At 60.8% G+C, this 14,819-nt stretch carries 11 protein-coding genes; 2 read left to right on the forward strand and 9 right to left on the reverse strand.

Annotated elements, in window-relative coordinates:
• The first annotated feature begins 16 nt into the window (after positions 1 to 16).
• Positions 17 to 3,358: a maltose alpha-D-glucosyltransferase gene (gene treS / locus D8U60_RS24930; RefSeq protein WP_130901176.1), complete on the forward strand. Its 3,342-nt coding sequence runs from the start codon at positions 17 to 19 to the stop codon at positions 3,356 to 3,358.
• A 2-nt stretch (positions 3,359 to 3,360) separates the two neighbouring features.
• The gene (gene glgB / locus D8U60_RS24935; RefSeq protein WP_016774635.1) at positions 3,361 to 5,592 is read left to right on the forward strand and encodes a 1,4-alpha-glucan branching protein GlgB; all 2,232 of its coding nucleotides are present in this window, start codon (positions 3,361 to 3,363) and stop codon (positions 5,590 to 5,592) included.
• Positions 5,593 to 5,720: 128 nt separating this feature from the next.
• On the opposite strand, the gene D8U60_RS24945 is transcribed toward glgB, so the two are convergent.
• The 9 genes from D8U60_RS24945 to D8U60_RS24990 all read right to left on the reverse strand — a co-directional run bounded on the left by D8U60_RS24945 (position 5,721) and on the right by D8U60_RS24990 (position 14,813).
• On the reverse strand, positions 5,721 to 6,773 hold the full coding sequence (locus tag D8U60_RS24945; RefSeq protein ID WP_130901177.1) for an autotransporter outer membrane beta-barrel domain-containing protein: 1,053 nt from the start codon (positions 6,771 to 6,773) through the stop codon (positions 5,721 to 5,723).
• A gap of 379 nt (positions 6,774 to 7,152) precedes the next feature.
• Positions 7,153 to 7,935, reverse strand: coding sequence for an endonuclease/exonuclease/phosphatase family protein (locus tag D8U60_RS24950; protein ID WP_016774637.1), 783 nt, complete (start codon positions 7,933 to 7,935; stop codon positions 7,153 to 7,155).
• A 198-nt stretch (positions 7,936 to 8,133) separates the two neighbouring features.
• Positions 8,134 to 8,892 carry a PIG-L family deacetylase gene (locus tag D8U60_RS24955; protein ID WP_016774638.1) on the reverse strand — a complete coding sequence of 253 codons (759 nt, stop codon included), beginning with the start codon at positions 8,890 to 8,892 and terminating at the stop codon, positions 8,134 to 8,136.
• Between the two features lie 178 nt (positions 8,893 to 9,070).
• Complete coding sequence (locus tag D8U60_RS24960) at positions 9,071 to 9,730, reverse strand: glycosyltransferase (protein ID WP_130901178.1); 660 nt, start codon at positions 9,728 to 9,730, stop codon at positions 9,071 to 9,073.
• Positions 9,727 to 10,326, reverse strand: coding sequence for an SAM-dependent methyltransferase (locus D8U60_RS24965; protein ID WP_056785814.1), 600 nt, complete (start codon positions 10,324 to 10,326; stop codon positions 9,727 to 9,729). Before D8U60_RS24965 ends, D8U60_RS24960 begins: the two co-directional genes overlap by 4 nt.
• Positions 10,323 to 11,081, reverse strand: a complete 759-nt coding sequence (locus D8U60_RS24970) for a PIG-L family deacetylase (protein WP_073474580.1) — start codon at positions 11,079 to 11,081, stop codon at positions 10,323 to 10,325. The genes D8U60_RS24965 and D8U60_RS24970 overlap by 4 nt, the downstream gene beginning before the upstream one ends.
• Positions 11,078 to 12,076, reverse strand: a complete 999-nt coding sequence (locus D8U60_RS24975; protein WP_130901179.1) for an acyl-CoA dehydrogenase — start codon at positions 12,074 to 12,076, stop codon at positions 11,078 to 11,080. The genes D8U60_RS24970 and D8U60_RS24975 overlap by 4 nt, the downstream gene beginning before the upstream one ends.
• 1 nt (position 12,077) lies before the next feature.
• Positions 12,078 to 14,237, reverse strand: coding sequence for a glycogen debranching protein GlgX (gene glgX, locus D8U60_RS24980; RefSeq protein ID WP_041480983.1), 2,160 nt, complete (start codon positions 14,235 to 14,237; stop codon positions 12,078 to 12,080).
• Between the two features lie 237 nt (positions 14,238 to 14,474).
• Positions 14,475 to 14,813, reverse strand: coding sequence for a DUF2934 domain-containing protein (locus D8U60_RS24990; protein WP_056785823.1), 339 nt, complete (start codon positions 14,811 to 14,813; stop codon positions 14,475 to 14,477).
• Positions 14,814 to 14,819 lie beyond the last annotated feature (6 nt).

A 14,819-nucleotide genomic window follows, 5' to 3' on the forward strand; every position in this document is an offset into this window, starting at 1 on the left:
TCAACAGGAGTTCCACATGGCGAAGAAACCCAAGGCAGCCGCCTTCATCAAAGACCCGCTCTGGTACAAGGACGCGGTGATCTATCAGGTTCACGTCAAATCGTTTTTCGACTCCAACAATGACGGGATCGGCGACTTTCCCGGGCTTATCGCCAAACTCGATTACATTGCCGACCTCGGCGTCAACACCATCTGGCTACTGCCGTTCTATCCCTCGCCACGCCGCGACGACGGTTACGACATCGCCGAGTACCGTGGCGTGCACAGCGACTACGGGACCATGGCCGACGCCAAGCGCTTCATTGCCGAAGCGCACAAGCGCGGTCTGCGGGTGATTACCGAACTGGTCATCAACCACACATCCGACCAGCACCCGTGGTTCCAGCGTGCGCGTAAAGCCAAGCCGGGTTCGGCGGCGCGGGATTTCTACGTCTGGTCCGATGACGACCAGAAATACGACGGCACGCGGATCATCTTCCTCGACACCGAAAAGTCCAACTGGACCTGGGACCCGGTCGCCGGCCAATACTTCTGGCACCGCTTCTATTCGCACCAGCCGGATCTGAACTTCGATAACCCGCAAGTGATGAAAGCCGTATTGTCGGTGATGCGCTACTGGCTGGACATGGGCATCGACGGCCTGCGCCTTGACGCGATTCCGTACCTGATCGAGCGCGACGGCACCAACAACGAAAACCTGCCCGAGACCCACGACGTCCTCAAGCAGATCCGTGCCGAGATCGACGCCAACTACCCCGACCGGATGCTGCTGGCCGAAGCCAATCAGTGGCCGGAAGACACACAGCTGTATTTCGGCGATACCGATGCCGCAGGGGTCAATGGTGATGAATGCCACATGGCCTTCCATTTCCCGCTGATGCCGCGCATGTACATGGCGCTGGCGCAGGAAGATCGCTTCCCGATTACTGACATTCTCCGGCAGACCCCGGAAATCCCGGCGAATTGCCAGTGGGCGATTTTTCTGCGCAACCACGATGAGCTGACCTTGGAAATGGTCACCGACCGTGAGCGCGATTACCTGTGGAATTACTACGCGGCTGACCGTCGCGCGCGGATCAACCTCGGTATTCGCCGTCGTCTCGCACCGTTGATGGAACGCGACCGCCGCCGCATCGAACTGCTCAACAGCCTGCTGCTGTCGATGCCCGGCACGCCGACCCTGTATTACGGCGACGAAATCGGCATGGGCGACAATATCTACCTCGGCGACCGCGACGGCGTGCGTACGCCGATGCAGTGGTCGATCGACCGCAACGGCGGTTTCTCCCGCGCCGATCCGGCCAGTCTGGTACTGCCGCCGATTATGGACCCGCAGTATGGCTATCAGTCGGTCAACGTCGAAACCCAGTCCGGCGATCCGCATTCGCTGTTGAACTGGACGCGGCGCCTGCTGGCCGTGCGCAAGCAATCGAAAGCGTTCGGCCGTGGCACGTTGAAAATGCTCTCGCCGGCCAACCGTCGCGTGCTGGCTTACACCCGCGACTACACCGATGCCGACGGCAAGCACGAAATCATTCTGTGCGTGGCCAACGTCTCGCGCAGTGCGCAAGCAGTGGAGCTGGATCTGTCGGCGTACGTCGGCATGGTGCCGGTGGAAATGCTCGGCGGTAACGCGTTCCCGCCGATCGGTCAGTTGAATTTCCTTCTGACCCTGGCGCCTTATGGCTTCTATTGGTTCGCACTCGCGGCGGAAAACCAGATGCCGAGCTGGCACGTCGAACCGGCGCAGAGCCTGCCGGACTTCACCACGCTGGTACTGAAAAAACGCATGGAAGAGCTGCTCGAAGCGCCGTCGCGCAACACGCTGGAGCAAAGCATTCTGCCGAGCTGGCTGCAGAACCGTCGCTGGTTCGCCGGCAAGGACGCGGCGATCGAGAAGGTCAATCTGGCTTATGGCGTGCGTTTCGGCGACGTCCAGCATCCAGTGCTGCTCAGCGAAATCGAAGTCACCAGCGGTGGCCAGACCAACCGTTATCAACTGCCGTTCGGCTTCATTGGCGAAGACCATGTCGGCCCGCCGTTGCCGCAGCAATTGGCGCTATCGCGTGTACGCCGTGTGCGTCAGGTCGGCCTGATTACCGATGCGTTCAGTCTGGAAACCTTCGTCCGCGCCGTTCTGCAAGGCATGCAGAACGACACCGTACTGGAGTCGATCGAAGGCGAAATCCGCTTCGAACAGACAGATCATCTGGAAAAGCTCGGCCTCGGCGCCGAGTCGGATGTGCGCTACCTGTCGGCCGAGCAATCGAACAGCTCCGTGGTTGTCGGCAACAGCCTGGTGCTTAAGCTGATACGCAAAGTGGCTTCTGGCGTACACCCGGAACTGGAGATGAGCGCTTACCTGACCGAGGCCGGGTTTGCCAATATCTCGCCACTGCTGGGTTCGGTGATTCGCCGCGACGCGCAGGGTGAAGACAACTTGCTGATGATCGCCCAGGGCTATCTGAGCAATCAGGGCGATGCGTGGGAATGGACGCAGAACAACCTGGAACGGGCGCTGCGCGATGAACTGGCCGACGCCATGTCCGAGCAGGAGCAGCATTACAACGCCCTCGGCGAGCTGAGAGACTTCGCCGGCATGCTCGGCCAACGTCTGGGCGAGATGCATCAAGTGCTCGCTGCGCCAACCGAGAACGCCGACTTTGCGCCGCAAGTGTCGTCGAGCAAGGACATGGCCGCGACGGCCAAGGATGTCACCGCCCAGGTCGAACATGCCTTGAAACTGCTCAAGCAGCATCAAGGCGAGTTGAACGCGGCGGATCAGAAACTGGTCAAGCGCCTGCTCGACGAGAAGAAAACCATTCTTGCCCATGTGCAGGATCTGGCGAAGAAAGCCACTGGCGGCTTGCGCATTCGGGTGCATGGCGACTTGCACCTGGGTCAGGTACTGGTGATCAAGGGCGATGCCTACTTGATTGACTTCGAGGGCGAACCTGCGCGGCCGTTGAGTGAGCGTCGCGGCAAGCACAGCCCGTACAAGGATGTCAGCGGCGTACTGCGTTCGTTCGATTACGCAGCGGCGATGACCATCAATGTGCATAACGTCGACAACAGCGTCGAAGCCGAAGCGGCGCGTAAACGTGTCGCCGAGCGTTATCTGCGCGAAGCACGCGAGGCATTTGTCCAGGCATACCGCGAGGCAGCAGCTAGTCTTGAGCATGCCTGGCAGGATCCTCAGGGTGCCGACGCCGCGCTGGCGTTGTTCGGCCTGGAAAAAGCCGCTTATGAAGTGGCCTACGAGGCGGAAAACCGCCCAACGTGGCTGCCGGTGCCATTGCACGGCTTGTATGGATTATTGACAGGGCTTAAACCCTTTTCCGATCTTGGTGGAGAGTAGTCATGAGTTTCTCGAACAAGGAACAGGGTGTGGTAAAGGAAGCATTGTTACCCTCGGCACGCGACATTGATGCCTTGGTACGCGCCGAACATCAGGACCCGTTTTCCATTCTCGGCCCGCACGGCGATGGCGCTGGCGGGCAGTTCATCCGCGCTTATCTGCCGGGTGCGCTGAGTGTGGCGGTGCTGGACAAGGACAGCGGCGAAGAGCTTGGCCCGCTGGAGATGACCGAGACGCCGGGGTTGTTTGTCGGCCATTTCGATCAGGCGCGACCGTACCTGTTGCGCACGCGCTGGGCTGGTGGCGAGCAGGTCGCCGAAGATCCGTACAGCTTTGGTCAGTTGCTCGGGGAAATGGATTTGTATCTGTTTGCCGAAGGCAATCACCGTGACCTCAGCGCTTGCCTCGGTGCACAGCTGAAAACCGTTGATGGCGTTGACGGCGTGCGCTTTGCCGTGTGGGCGCCGAATGCCCGCCGTGTCTCGGTGGTCGGCGATTTCAACGTCTGGGACGGTCGTCGTCACCCGATGCGCCTGCGCCATCCTTCGGGCGTGTGGGAGTTGTTCATCCCGCGCCTGCAAGCGGGCGAGTTGTACAAGTACGAAATCCTCGGCGCTCACGGCATTCTGCCGCTCAAGGCCGACCCGATGGCGCTGGCCACCAGCCTGCCGCCGGACACTGCTTCGAAAGTCGCCTCGCCGTTGCAAATCGACTGGCAGGATCACGAGTGGATGAATTCCCGTCAGGATCGCCAGCAGCGCTCCAAGCCTTTGTCGATCTATGAGTTGCACGCCGGCTCGTGGCAGTGCGAGCTGGATGATCTCGGCGAAGTCGCGCGCCAGTACACCTGGCCGGAGCTGGCCGAGCGGCTGATTCCTTATGTGAAAGAGCTGGGATTCACCCACATCGAATTGATGCCGATCATGGAGCACCCGTTCGGTGGTTCCTGGGGTTATCAGTTGCTTTCGCAGTTCGCGCCGAGCGCGCGTTACGGCACACCGGATCAGTTCGCCGCGTTCGTCAACGCCTGTCACCAGGCCGACATCGGGGTGATTCTCGACTGGGTACCGGCGCATTTCCCTACCGATACCCACGGTCTGGCGCAGTTCGACGGCACCGCGCTGTACGAGTACGGCAATCCGCTGGAAGGCTTTCATCAGGATTGGGACACGCTGATCTACAACCTCGGCCGTACTGAAGTGCACGGCTACATGCTGGCCTCGGCGCTGCACTGGCTGAAACACTTCCATATCGACGGCCTGCGTGTCGATGCGGTGGCCTCGATGCTGTATCGCGACTATTCGCGCAAGGCTGGCGAATGGGTGCCGAACCGCCACGGCGGTCGCGAGAACCTGGAGGCTATCGACTTCCTGCGTCATTTGAACGACGTGGTTGAACTGGAAGCGCCGGGTGCGCTGGTGATTGCCGAAGAATCCACCGCATGGCCGGGCGTCAGCCAGAGCACCCAGCAGGGCGGCCTGGGCTTTTCCTACAAATGGAACATGGGCTGGATGCACGATTCGCTGCACTACATCCAGCAGGATCCGGTGTACCGCGCCCATCACCACAACGAGTTGAGCTTTGGCCTGGTCTACGCCTGGTCCGAGCGCTTCATCCTGCCGATTTCCCACGACGAAGTGGTGCACGGCAAGCACTCGCTGATCGACAAGATGCCCGGCGACCGCTGGCAGAAGTTCGCCAACCTGCGCGCCTATCTGAGCTTCATGTGGACGCATCCGGGCAAGAAATTGCTGTTCATGGGCTGCGAGTTTGGCCAATGGCGCGAGTGGAACCACGATCAGCAACTGGATTGGTATCTGCTGCAGTACTCCGAGCACAAAGGCGTGCAGAAACTGGTGGGCGATCTCAACCGGCTGTATCGCGAAGAGCCGGCGCTGCACGATCAGGACGACGCGCCGCAAGGCTTCCAGTGGTTGATTGGCGATGATGCGATCAACAGCGTTTACGCATGGCTACGCTGGAGCAAGGACGGCTCGCCGGTTTTGGTCGTCGCCAACTTCACGCCGGTACCGCGCCAGTCGTATCGGGTCGGCGTGCCGTTTGCCGGGCGCTGGACCGAGCTGTTCAACAGTGACGCAGACATTTACGCCGGCTCCAACTATGGCAATGGCGGCGGGGCATTGACCGATGAAGTACCGAGTCATGGTCAATCGTTGTCGCTGGAACTGAATCTTCCGCCGTTGGCGGTGTTGATTCTCAAGCCGCAGGGCTGATCCAGGAACAGTAAAACTGTGGGAGCGGGCTTGCCCGCGATGAGGCCGTCACATTCAGCATTTTTGTTGACTGACACGCCGCCATCGCTGGCAAGCCCGCTCCCACAGGATTTTCGGTAGTCTGGAGATCACCAACGCATCCGCACTCCAAGGCTGCCGATGATGCCGTTCAGGTCATTGTCATCCACATCGCTGCTGTAGTCGGCGCTCATGTACAGGCTTACCGCCGGTGTGACCCGCGCCACCAGGCCCAAACCCAACTCCACTGTTGAAGACTTGCGGCTGCTGCTGATCTTGTCGACCTGATCGAGCGTCACCGTGCTGCCGGTGTAAACGGTGTGCCAAAGGTTGGTGCGCACGTAGGGTTCGACAGGCAACCCGTTCAAGTCATAACTGCCTTTCAACCGCGCACCGACGCGGCCACTCCACGCGGTCAGGTCGGTGGAAGAGGCATTGCCCGAGCCGGCGTACGGAGCGTCGAGACTGATGCGCTGGTTGATCAGTTGTGCCTGCGGCTCGACCACCCAGTTTTCACTCAAGCCGATCGGGTAACCGCCTTCGACGGAAAAGGTCATCGCATTGCCTTCGGTGACTTGCCGATTACCTTGCGCAGTGCGACTGAAGCCGCTGACCCGACCGCCGCTGGCCGACAGGTCGACGTGCCAGCCTTGCGCACCCACCAGACTGTAATAGGCGCCGAGGCTCTGGCCTTGCAGGTTGAGGCTGTCAGTGTTGCGGTCGGCGAGGGCACGTCGGGTCAGCGCACCATCGGCATTCAGCTGGACCTGATTGTCGCCACCTATAAGACCAAGGGTCTGAGTAGTCCCGTTAGCGCTTTTCAACGTGAGCACGGCCGGACCTTTGAACTCGCCAGCGGCCATCGCATAACCGGATGAAAGTGCGTCGGTCTGTGCTTGCCGAGCGCTTTTGCCGTACAGCTCGTCCCAGGCAGATGGGGCAAGATCCTCAGTGATCAGGCGCGAACTCTGCTGACTCAATGGCAGCGGTCCGGGTGTTATCACGGTTACTGGCAAGGTCAGCACCGGTACGTCGGCTTGATACCACGCGGGTTCGTCCGCCGCAGATCCCGCATGCGCCTCCATGGACGAGCACAGCAGCAGTGAACCTGACACTGTGCAAAGGGTGATTTTCAGTTCGAGTGGGGTCAGTGAAGTTTTCATGGAGGTCTACCTTGCAAGCGCATGCGTCATCTCGTGTTTGGCGTCTCTCCTACCCCGAACGAGGGGCGACCGAATAGAGCGGGGCGAACCGCGGCTGCTCGATTTCGCGAGTGCCGGAAGGTCAGCCCCAGTAGTGATTCCGGGGGTAGTAAGGTAGAGATAAGAAGAGTGACGCCTGCGCGTCAAGAAAATGCACGATGAATGGCGCGCTTAAATCAGCCTTTGCAAGCGTTTGTTTTTCTGCACATAACTAAGTGTTTGTTTGCATGGAAAAACGCTTGCGAAGCAGGCGGCTGACGGTTTTTTGCCGCCGACGAAAGGTCTTTCCTAGCGTCAGTTGCCGGGAAGGCCTGTCATTTAATTGCTGTCAAAAACGCAGCTACAGGTGTACTTCAACTGCTAACGGCAAGTGATCCGAAAGATGGGTCCACGGCTTGTTGCCAAGAATCCTTGGATCGTGGCTACTGGCATTGCGCAGGTAGATCCGGTCAAGCCTCAGCAAGGGAAACCGCGCGGGATAGGTTTTCGCCGGGCGCCCATGGTGACGCTCAAAGGCTTCATGCAGATAATCGCGACGGGCGAGGGCGGCGTTGCCTTGCAACTGCCAGTCATTGAAATCGCCGGCGATGATCACCGGCGCATCGTCGGGTAGAGATTCAAGCAACTGGCAGAGCAGTTGCAACTGCAATTGTCGATGGCTTTCCAGCAGACTCAAATGCACACAGATTGCATGCACCTCGGCATGCCCAGGCACATCAAGAATGCAGTGCAACAGCCCGCGCCGTTCAGGCCCGGTGATCGACACGTCGAGGTTGCGATATTCGCGGATCGGGTATTTCGACAGCAGCGCGTTGCCGTGGTGGCCGTCGGGGTAAACGGCGTTGCGCCCGTAGGCAAAATCGCTCCACATACTGTCGGCGAGGAATTCGTACTGCGACGTCTGCGGCCAGTCGTTGTAACGGCTGGAATGGCGTTCGTGTTCACCCACCACTTCCTGCAGAAATACCAGATCGGCCGAGGTACTGCGCATCGCTTCGCGCAGCTCCGGTAGAACGAACCGCCGATTCAGCGCGGTGAAGCCCTTGTGGGTGTTGACCGTGAGTACCCGCAGGCGATGAATGACTGGCGCGTCGACCGCTTGACGCTTGGGATCGCTGGACACGTTCACTCCTCTGAATTGGGCCATGCCTGTTCATGCGACTGGTTTGGGGGGTTGGCAGTTCCTTCCGATGATTCACTGCTGGGCTCATGTGAGAGCGAGCCTGCTCGCGAAGACTTCATCACATTCAATACATCTGACACATGACACACCGCTTTCGCGAGCAGGCTCGCTCCCACAGGTATGGTGAGCTTCCGCCGTTCAGAAGAAGACGATTTCATACGGCAAGCGCATCCGCTCCAGCAGCACCGGCGGCAGCAGCGGGGCGATGCCGATGGCCGGTTCGCCCTTGAGCTGGCTGGCGTAAGCGTGGGTGGCGTGGCTCTTGCGCGCGACTGTCCAGGTGTCGAGACGCAGCTTGCGCGCGCGTTCCCAGGGAATCATTTGCTGCTCGCGCTCCGGCCAGTGCCAGGCCCACACCGGCACATCGTGGTAGGTCGCCCCGGCCTTCTGCGCCGCGTCGAAACTGGCCCGGCCAACCACTTCATGGTCCGGCGGGCCATCCTTGCGCCAGGTACTGAACACTACGTCGCCCGGTCGCAGGTAACGGCCGATGAACTCGGTGAGCTGGCTTTGCTGATCACTCAGTGCATTGTCAGTAAAGCCGCCGCGCACCCACTTCAGGCTGTGCATGGGCAGGCCGAGGCGGCGCAGGGCTTCGACGCTTTCCTGCGGGCGGAACACGCTCAGACGTTGTTCCGACCACTGGCGCGAGCCGGGGTGGCTGGCGCTACCGTCGGTAATCGAGAGCAATTGCAGAGGATGCCCAAGGCTGGAGAGCAGTTGCAGCAGACCGCCGCAAGTGACCACTTCGTCGCCCGGATGCGGGGCGATGACCACGGCGCGGGCGCCGGCGGGTACCAGGCTGTGGGTGTTGATGACGGGAATATTGTCGAGTTGCGGCGCGCTGTTCCAGATCTGTGCCGGCAGGCCGTGTTCGTTGAGCAATGACGATTTCATGAGTGCGACGTCCTTGTGGTATCTCGCCCTCAGTCGTGAGCAGCCAACGCTGATCGCGGCCCGTGAAGGCAAATGAATAGCAACGGTGCAGTGCTCCAACCCTTGGATTACTGCGAGGCAGAGTATTGCTCAAGACAGCCGATTCGTCGCGTCACAGATCAATCTGATCCGTAATTTTTTATTCCAGCTGTGCCAGATTGCGCAGAAAATCACCGAACCCGCCCTTGGCCCGACTGTCGAGACGGGCGCTGGTATGCACTTGCGGGCGGTGACTCCAGGCGATATTGGCGCCGCTGCGCTCCAGCGCACGCACCAGTTGCACATCCTCGTCACAGGTCAGCGACTTGAAACCGCCGGCCAGACGATAAGCCTCGGCGCTGACACCGAGGTTGGCGCCGTGAATGTGTCGATGCCCCTCACGGGCCTGATAATGGCGGTGATAGCGAATCTGCGCCGCCTCATCAATCGATTCGTGCCAGTGCTCGACAGTGACCGTGCCGCACACAGCATCAGCCTCCAGCCCCAGTTGCGCCGCCAGCCAGTCATCGGCGACGCGGCTGTCGGCGTCGGTGCAGGCAATCCAGCGGGCACCGCGCTCGAGCAACAGGCGCGCACCGGTGGCGCGGGCTTCGCCAACGTTGCGCGCATCGATCTGCAAGCTGAGCACTGGATAAGCGCTGACGATCTGCGCCGAGCCATCGCTGCAACTGTCGAGCACCACCAGTATTTCCACCGGCTCGCCGCCCAGTTGTGCATGCTGGCTGGCGCGCAACGCTGCACGCAGGCATTCATCAAGCAGCGCCTCTTCGTTGTGCGCCGGAATCACAATACCGATCAACGCAAGCCCTCCAGGGCCGCCACCGAGCGTGGCTCGCGGCTCCACAGTTCGAGAATGAAATCCGCTTCCTGATGCAGCACCAGACGCGGCAAAGCCAATTGATCGTGGATCTGATCGTGGACCTGCCGTGCATTCAGCGGGCAGCCCTCGATCGGCGGGCGCCAGTGGCAGGCCAGCAATTGTCCGTCGGCGGTCAGTGACTCACTGATCCGGCGAATCATTTCTGTCAGATCTTTTTCGTCGAGGTAGTAGCCGATTTCGCTGAATACGATCAGGTCGAATTTTTCCTCGGGCCAGTCAGCCGGAAGGCGGCCCTGACGAACTTCGGCATGCTCGAACACGCTCAAGCGCGTACGCGCCAGCTTCACCGCCGCGCTCGCCGTGTCGCAGCACAACAGGCGGTCGCAGCGCGGAGCCAGCTCTGCACTCAGTTCGCCGTTGGCGCAACCCGGTTCGAACACCGACCTGTAGCGCGGACGGGGCAGGGCGGCGAGGGTGATCGCGCGCTTGCGCTGTTCGTACCAGCGCTGGCGGAACGCCCATGGGTCGTCATTGCCCGCGAACAGGCCGTCGAAATAGCGGTCATCGACGCTCACAGGAACACCACTTCAAAAGGTTGCAGCAAACGATCGAGCACATAGGGCGCGAGCACCGGCCCGAGGCCGACGTCGCGGTCGCCTTCCAACTGGCTGGCGAACGCGTGCGCGGCGTGGCGTTTACGTGCGATGTGCGTCGGTGAAAGGAGAATCTTGCGCGCACGCTCCCATGGCACCGAAGCGTCTTCCGGGGTTGCCCAGTGCCAGGTCCAGACCGGAAGTTCATGGCAGGTCGCACCAACGCGTCGCGCCGCTTCGACACTGGCGCGGCCGACGGCCTCGTGATCGCTGTGACCGTCCTGGCGCCAGGTAGTGAAAACCACATCACTGGCGTGCAGATAACCGGCGATGAATTCGCTCAACTCGGTTTCCTGCGCCGCCACTTGCGTATCGGTAAAACCTCCGCGCAGCCATTTCAGGCTATGCATCGGCAGACCGAGACGACGCAAGGCTTCGGCAGACTCCTGCGGACGCACCACGCTCAAACGCTCGACTGTCCAGCGCTGCGAGCCGGGGTGACTGGCGCTGCCATCGGTAACAGAGATCAACTGCAACGGCCGTCCGGCTGCCGCCAGCAACTGCATGATGCCGCCGCAACCGAGCACTTCGTCATCCGGGTGCGGCGCGATGATCACCGCTCGCGAGCCCAGCGGTACCAAGTCAAGAATGTCGATAGCCGGCAGCTCGGCCAGACGGCGCGAAGCCTGCCATTGCTGCAATGAAGTGCCCTGGCCAACGATCGGGTTGTCCTTCATAGCGCCCAGACCTCGCAGGACTGACCAGCAATCTGCTGGCCCAGTGCAGCAAGGTCGCGTTCAGCGTGACTCTGGCGCAGAAACACCGGCAGGTCGGCACTCAACCGGGCGAAATGCCGATCCTGACAAAACGGCCCGGCACCCAACGCACGACCGACTTCACGCATCACCTGTTCGGCAGACTGTTCAACCACGGCGCGGGCGCGGCGGGCGAGCAATTCAGCGTCGGCCTCGGGCTGCGCATCGATTTGCAGCGCGCTGAAGCGCAACACATCGGCTGCCGCTTGCAGTGCTGTGTCAGTCGCACCGAGATGGGCGAGGGCGTGCGGTTCATCGCGTTGCGCGCAATGCTGACGCAGCCCTTCGGCAATCCGCCGTGAAGCGCCGTACCAGCAAGCCGCGATACCGATCCCGCCCTGCCAGAACCCCGGTCGTTGCAGGTAATCACCGGGGTTGCCAATGGCCTGCGCTTCAGCGCTGTCGAACAGCACTTCAACGCTGCCGGTGGCTGCCATGCCCACCGCTTGCCAGCCTTGATCGGTGATGGTCACGCCAGGTTGATCGAGTGCAACTGCAACCAATTGCTGCTGACCGTCCGCGTCCCATGCGGTAAGCAAGGCGTGGCTGAGCACCGCAGCGCCAGAGCACCAGGCCTTGCGCCCGTTCAGCGTCACCATATGCCCGGCCGGCGTGACTTTCACCCGTGCCTGCGGCGGTTCGGCGGCCCACATGCCCCACGTACTGCCCGGGGTTGGCGTACCGCCCAATTGCTCGATGATCGCCAGCGCGTCGGTGTGGCCCTCATAGAGTTTGCACAGGCCTAAATCGTGTCCACCGACTTCCGATAGACGCTGAAAGCGCTCCAGCGTGTGACCGCTGCCGGGCAACGGCAAGCGGTCGAGGCCGGCCTCGACCATTGCCCGCAGGCAACGGCCGAGGGCGTTGGTGTCGGCGTAATCTGGCGGACGGCGGGCCAGATAATGTTGAAAGTCCATATCAATCTTCTTCGTCACGTTGCAGTTCGAACAACAGCAACGAACGCCCGGTCACCGAATATTCATGGCCGAATTCAAAGCGTTCCTGACCGCGAATCGACGGCTGATTGGTGTCGATCATGCAGGTCCAGAAGCCGCCGTCCGGCACTTCCGGCAGGGTGAAGTTGACGATGTCGTGGTGTGCGTTGACCACCAGCAACAGGGTCGCGTCGGCACCTTTGCGGCGGATGCCGGTTTCCTGCGCGCGACCGTCGAGCAGCATGCCGAGGCAGCGGTTGTGCGCATCGTGCCAGTGCTCGGTGGTCATCTCGGTAGCGTCCGGTGCCAGCCAGGTCACGTCCTTGACGCCGATGTCTTCGTTGTACTCGCCGACCAGGAAGCGTCCGCGACGCAGGATCGGATAAGTCAGGCGCAGTTTGATCAGGCGTTTGACGAACTTGAGCAGGGCCTTGCCGTCCTCGCTCAGGTCCCAGTTGACCCAGCCGATTTCGCTGTCCTGGCAATAGGCGTTGTTGTTGCCGTCCTGGGTGCGGGCGAACTCGTCGCCGGCAACGATCATCGGTGTGCCTTGGGCCAGCAGCAGGGTGGCGAAGAAGTTGCGCATCTGCCGATGACGCAAAGCGTTGATTTCCGGATCGTCGGTCGGACCTTCGACGCCGTGGTTCCACGACAGGTTGTTGTTACTGCCGTCCTGGTTGTTCTCGTCGTTGGCTTCGTTGTGCTTGTCGTTGTATGAGACCAGATCGTTGAGGGTGAAACCGTCGTGGGCGGTGATGAAGTTCACCGACGAATACGGCCGGCGCCCGCGCTGGTTGAACATCTCGCCGGAAGCGGTCATGCGGCTGGCGAAATCGGCAAGCTGAGCGTCGTCACCTTTCCAGAACGCACGCACGGTGTCGCGGAACTTGTCGTTCCACTCAACCCAGCCCGGCGGAAAGTTGCCGACCTGATAACCGCCGGGGCCGCAGTCCCAAGGTTCGGCGATCATTTTCACCTGACGCAGCACCGGGTCCTGACGGCAGGCGACGAGGAAGCTGTGGCGCTCGTCGAAACCATCGTGGTAACGGCCAAGAATGGTTGCCAGGTCGAAGCGGAAACCATCGACGTGCATCTCACTGGCCCAGTAGCGCAGGGAGTCGGTGACCATTTGCAGCACGCATGGGTGACTCAGGTCCAGGGTGTTACCGGTGCCGGAGTCGTTGATGTAGTAGCGCTTGTCGTCGGGCATCAAGCGGTAGTAGGAGGCGTTGTCGATACCGCGCATCGACAGGGTCGGGCCTTGCTCGTTGCCTTCGGCGGTGTGGTTGTAGACCACGTCGAGAATCACTTCGAGGTTGGCATCGTGCAGATGCGCGACCATTTCCTTGAATTCGGCAATCTTGCCACTGGCCAGATAACGCGGGTCCGGGGCGAAGAACGCGATGCTGTTATATCCCCAATAGTTGGTCATGCCCTTTTGCAGCAGATGCTGATCGTTGACGAAAGCATGGATCGGCAGCAGTTCGACAGACGAAACACCAAGTTTGCGAATGTGCTCGAGCACGTCGTCGACCATCAGGCCGCCAAAGGTGCCGCGCAGGTTTTCCGGCACCGACGGGTGACGCATGCTGATGCCGCGCACGTGGGTTTCATAGATGATGGTCTTGTCCCACGGCACGCTGACGCGATGGTCGTTGCCCCAGGTGTGCGCCGGGTCGATGACCTTGCACTTGGGCACGAATGGCGCGCTGTCACGCTCGTCGAAACTGAGGTCGGCGTCGGGGTGGCCGATGGTGTAGCCGAACAGCGCTTCCGACCATTTCAGCTCACCAACCAATTGCTTGGCGTACGGGTCGATCAGCAGTTTGTTGTGGTTGAAGCGGTGACCATTGGCCGGGTCATAAGGACCATATACGCGGTAGCCGTAGATCAAGCCAGGATGCGCATCCGGCAGGTAGCCGTGGTAGATCTCATCGGTGTATTCCGGCAGCTCGATGCGTTCGAGTTCGACCTCGCCGGCATCGTCGAAAATGCACAGCTCGACCTTGGTGGCGTTGGCGGAAAACAGAGCAAAGTTCACCCCCAGACCATCCCAGGTCGCACCGAGCGGGAAGGGCAGGCCTTCACGGATTCTCGACGGCTCGGCGTGCGCAGCGGGTTCGGCTTTCTTTGGACGGGTCATGATTGCTCCTGCAAAAAACGGGACAGTTCAGGCAATGAGATTTCCTGTGGGAGCGAGCTTGCTCGCGAAAGCGTCGGCATATCCGACATCTTCGGGAACGGACCTAGCGCTTTCGCGAGCAGGCTCGCTCCCACAGGGTTGTGTGTTTTTCCCAATTAGGGACTTTCTTCGGGGCGCAAGAACCCCTTGTGGCGAGCACGCTCGCCACACAGTCATTCAGTTCAAAAATGGATCGGGTCAGTTCGCCGGAGGTTTCTTCGCGGCTCGCGGCTTTTTCTCGGCAGCCTTTTCGCCCGGCGGGACTACTTTGGCCGTGGCCGCAGGCTTGGCTTTCGCCGCTGGTTTGGCTTTGGCGGCTGCCGGTGTTTTGCCGTCGGTGCTTTTCGCTGCTGCGCCTGTAGTCTTGCCAGCCACTTTGCTGCCAGCCGCCTTGGGTGGCTTCTTGGGTGCCAGCGCTTCGGCCTCGGCCAGCTTGCGCGCCATTTCCCAATGACGTTCTTCGTGGCCTTCAGGTTTCCCTTCCGACTCCCAGATCTGATAGGCGAATTCGCGAATGCGTTTATCGTCGGTGCTCATCGCAAT

It is taken from the genome of Pseudomonas sp. Sample_11 (assembly GCF_004307505.1).
In the GTDB taxonomy this organism is placed as follows: Bacteria; Pseudomonadota; Gammaproteobacteria; order Pseudomonadales; family Pseudomonadaceae; genus Aquipseudomonas; species Aquipseudomonas atacamensis.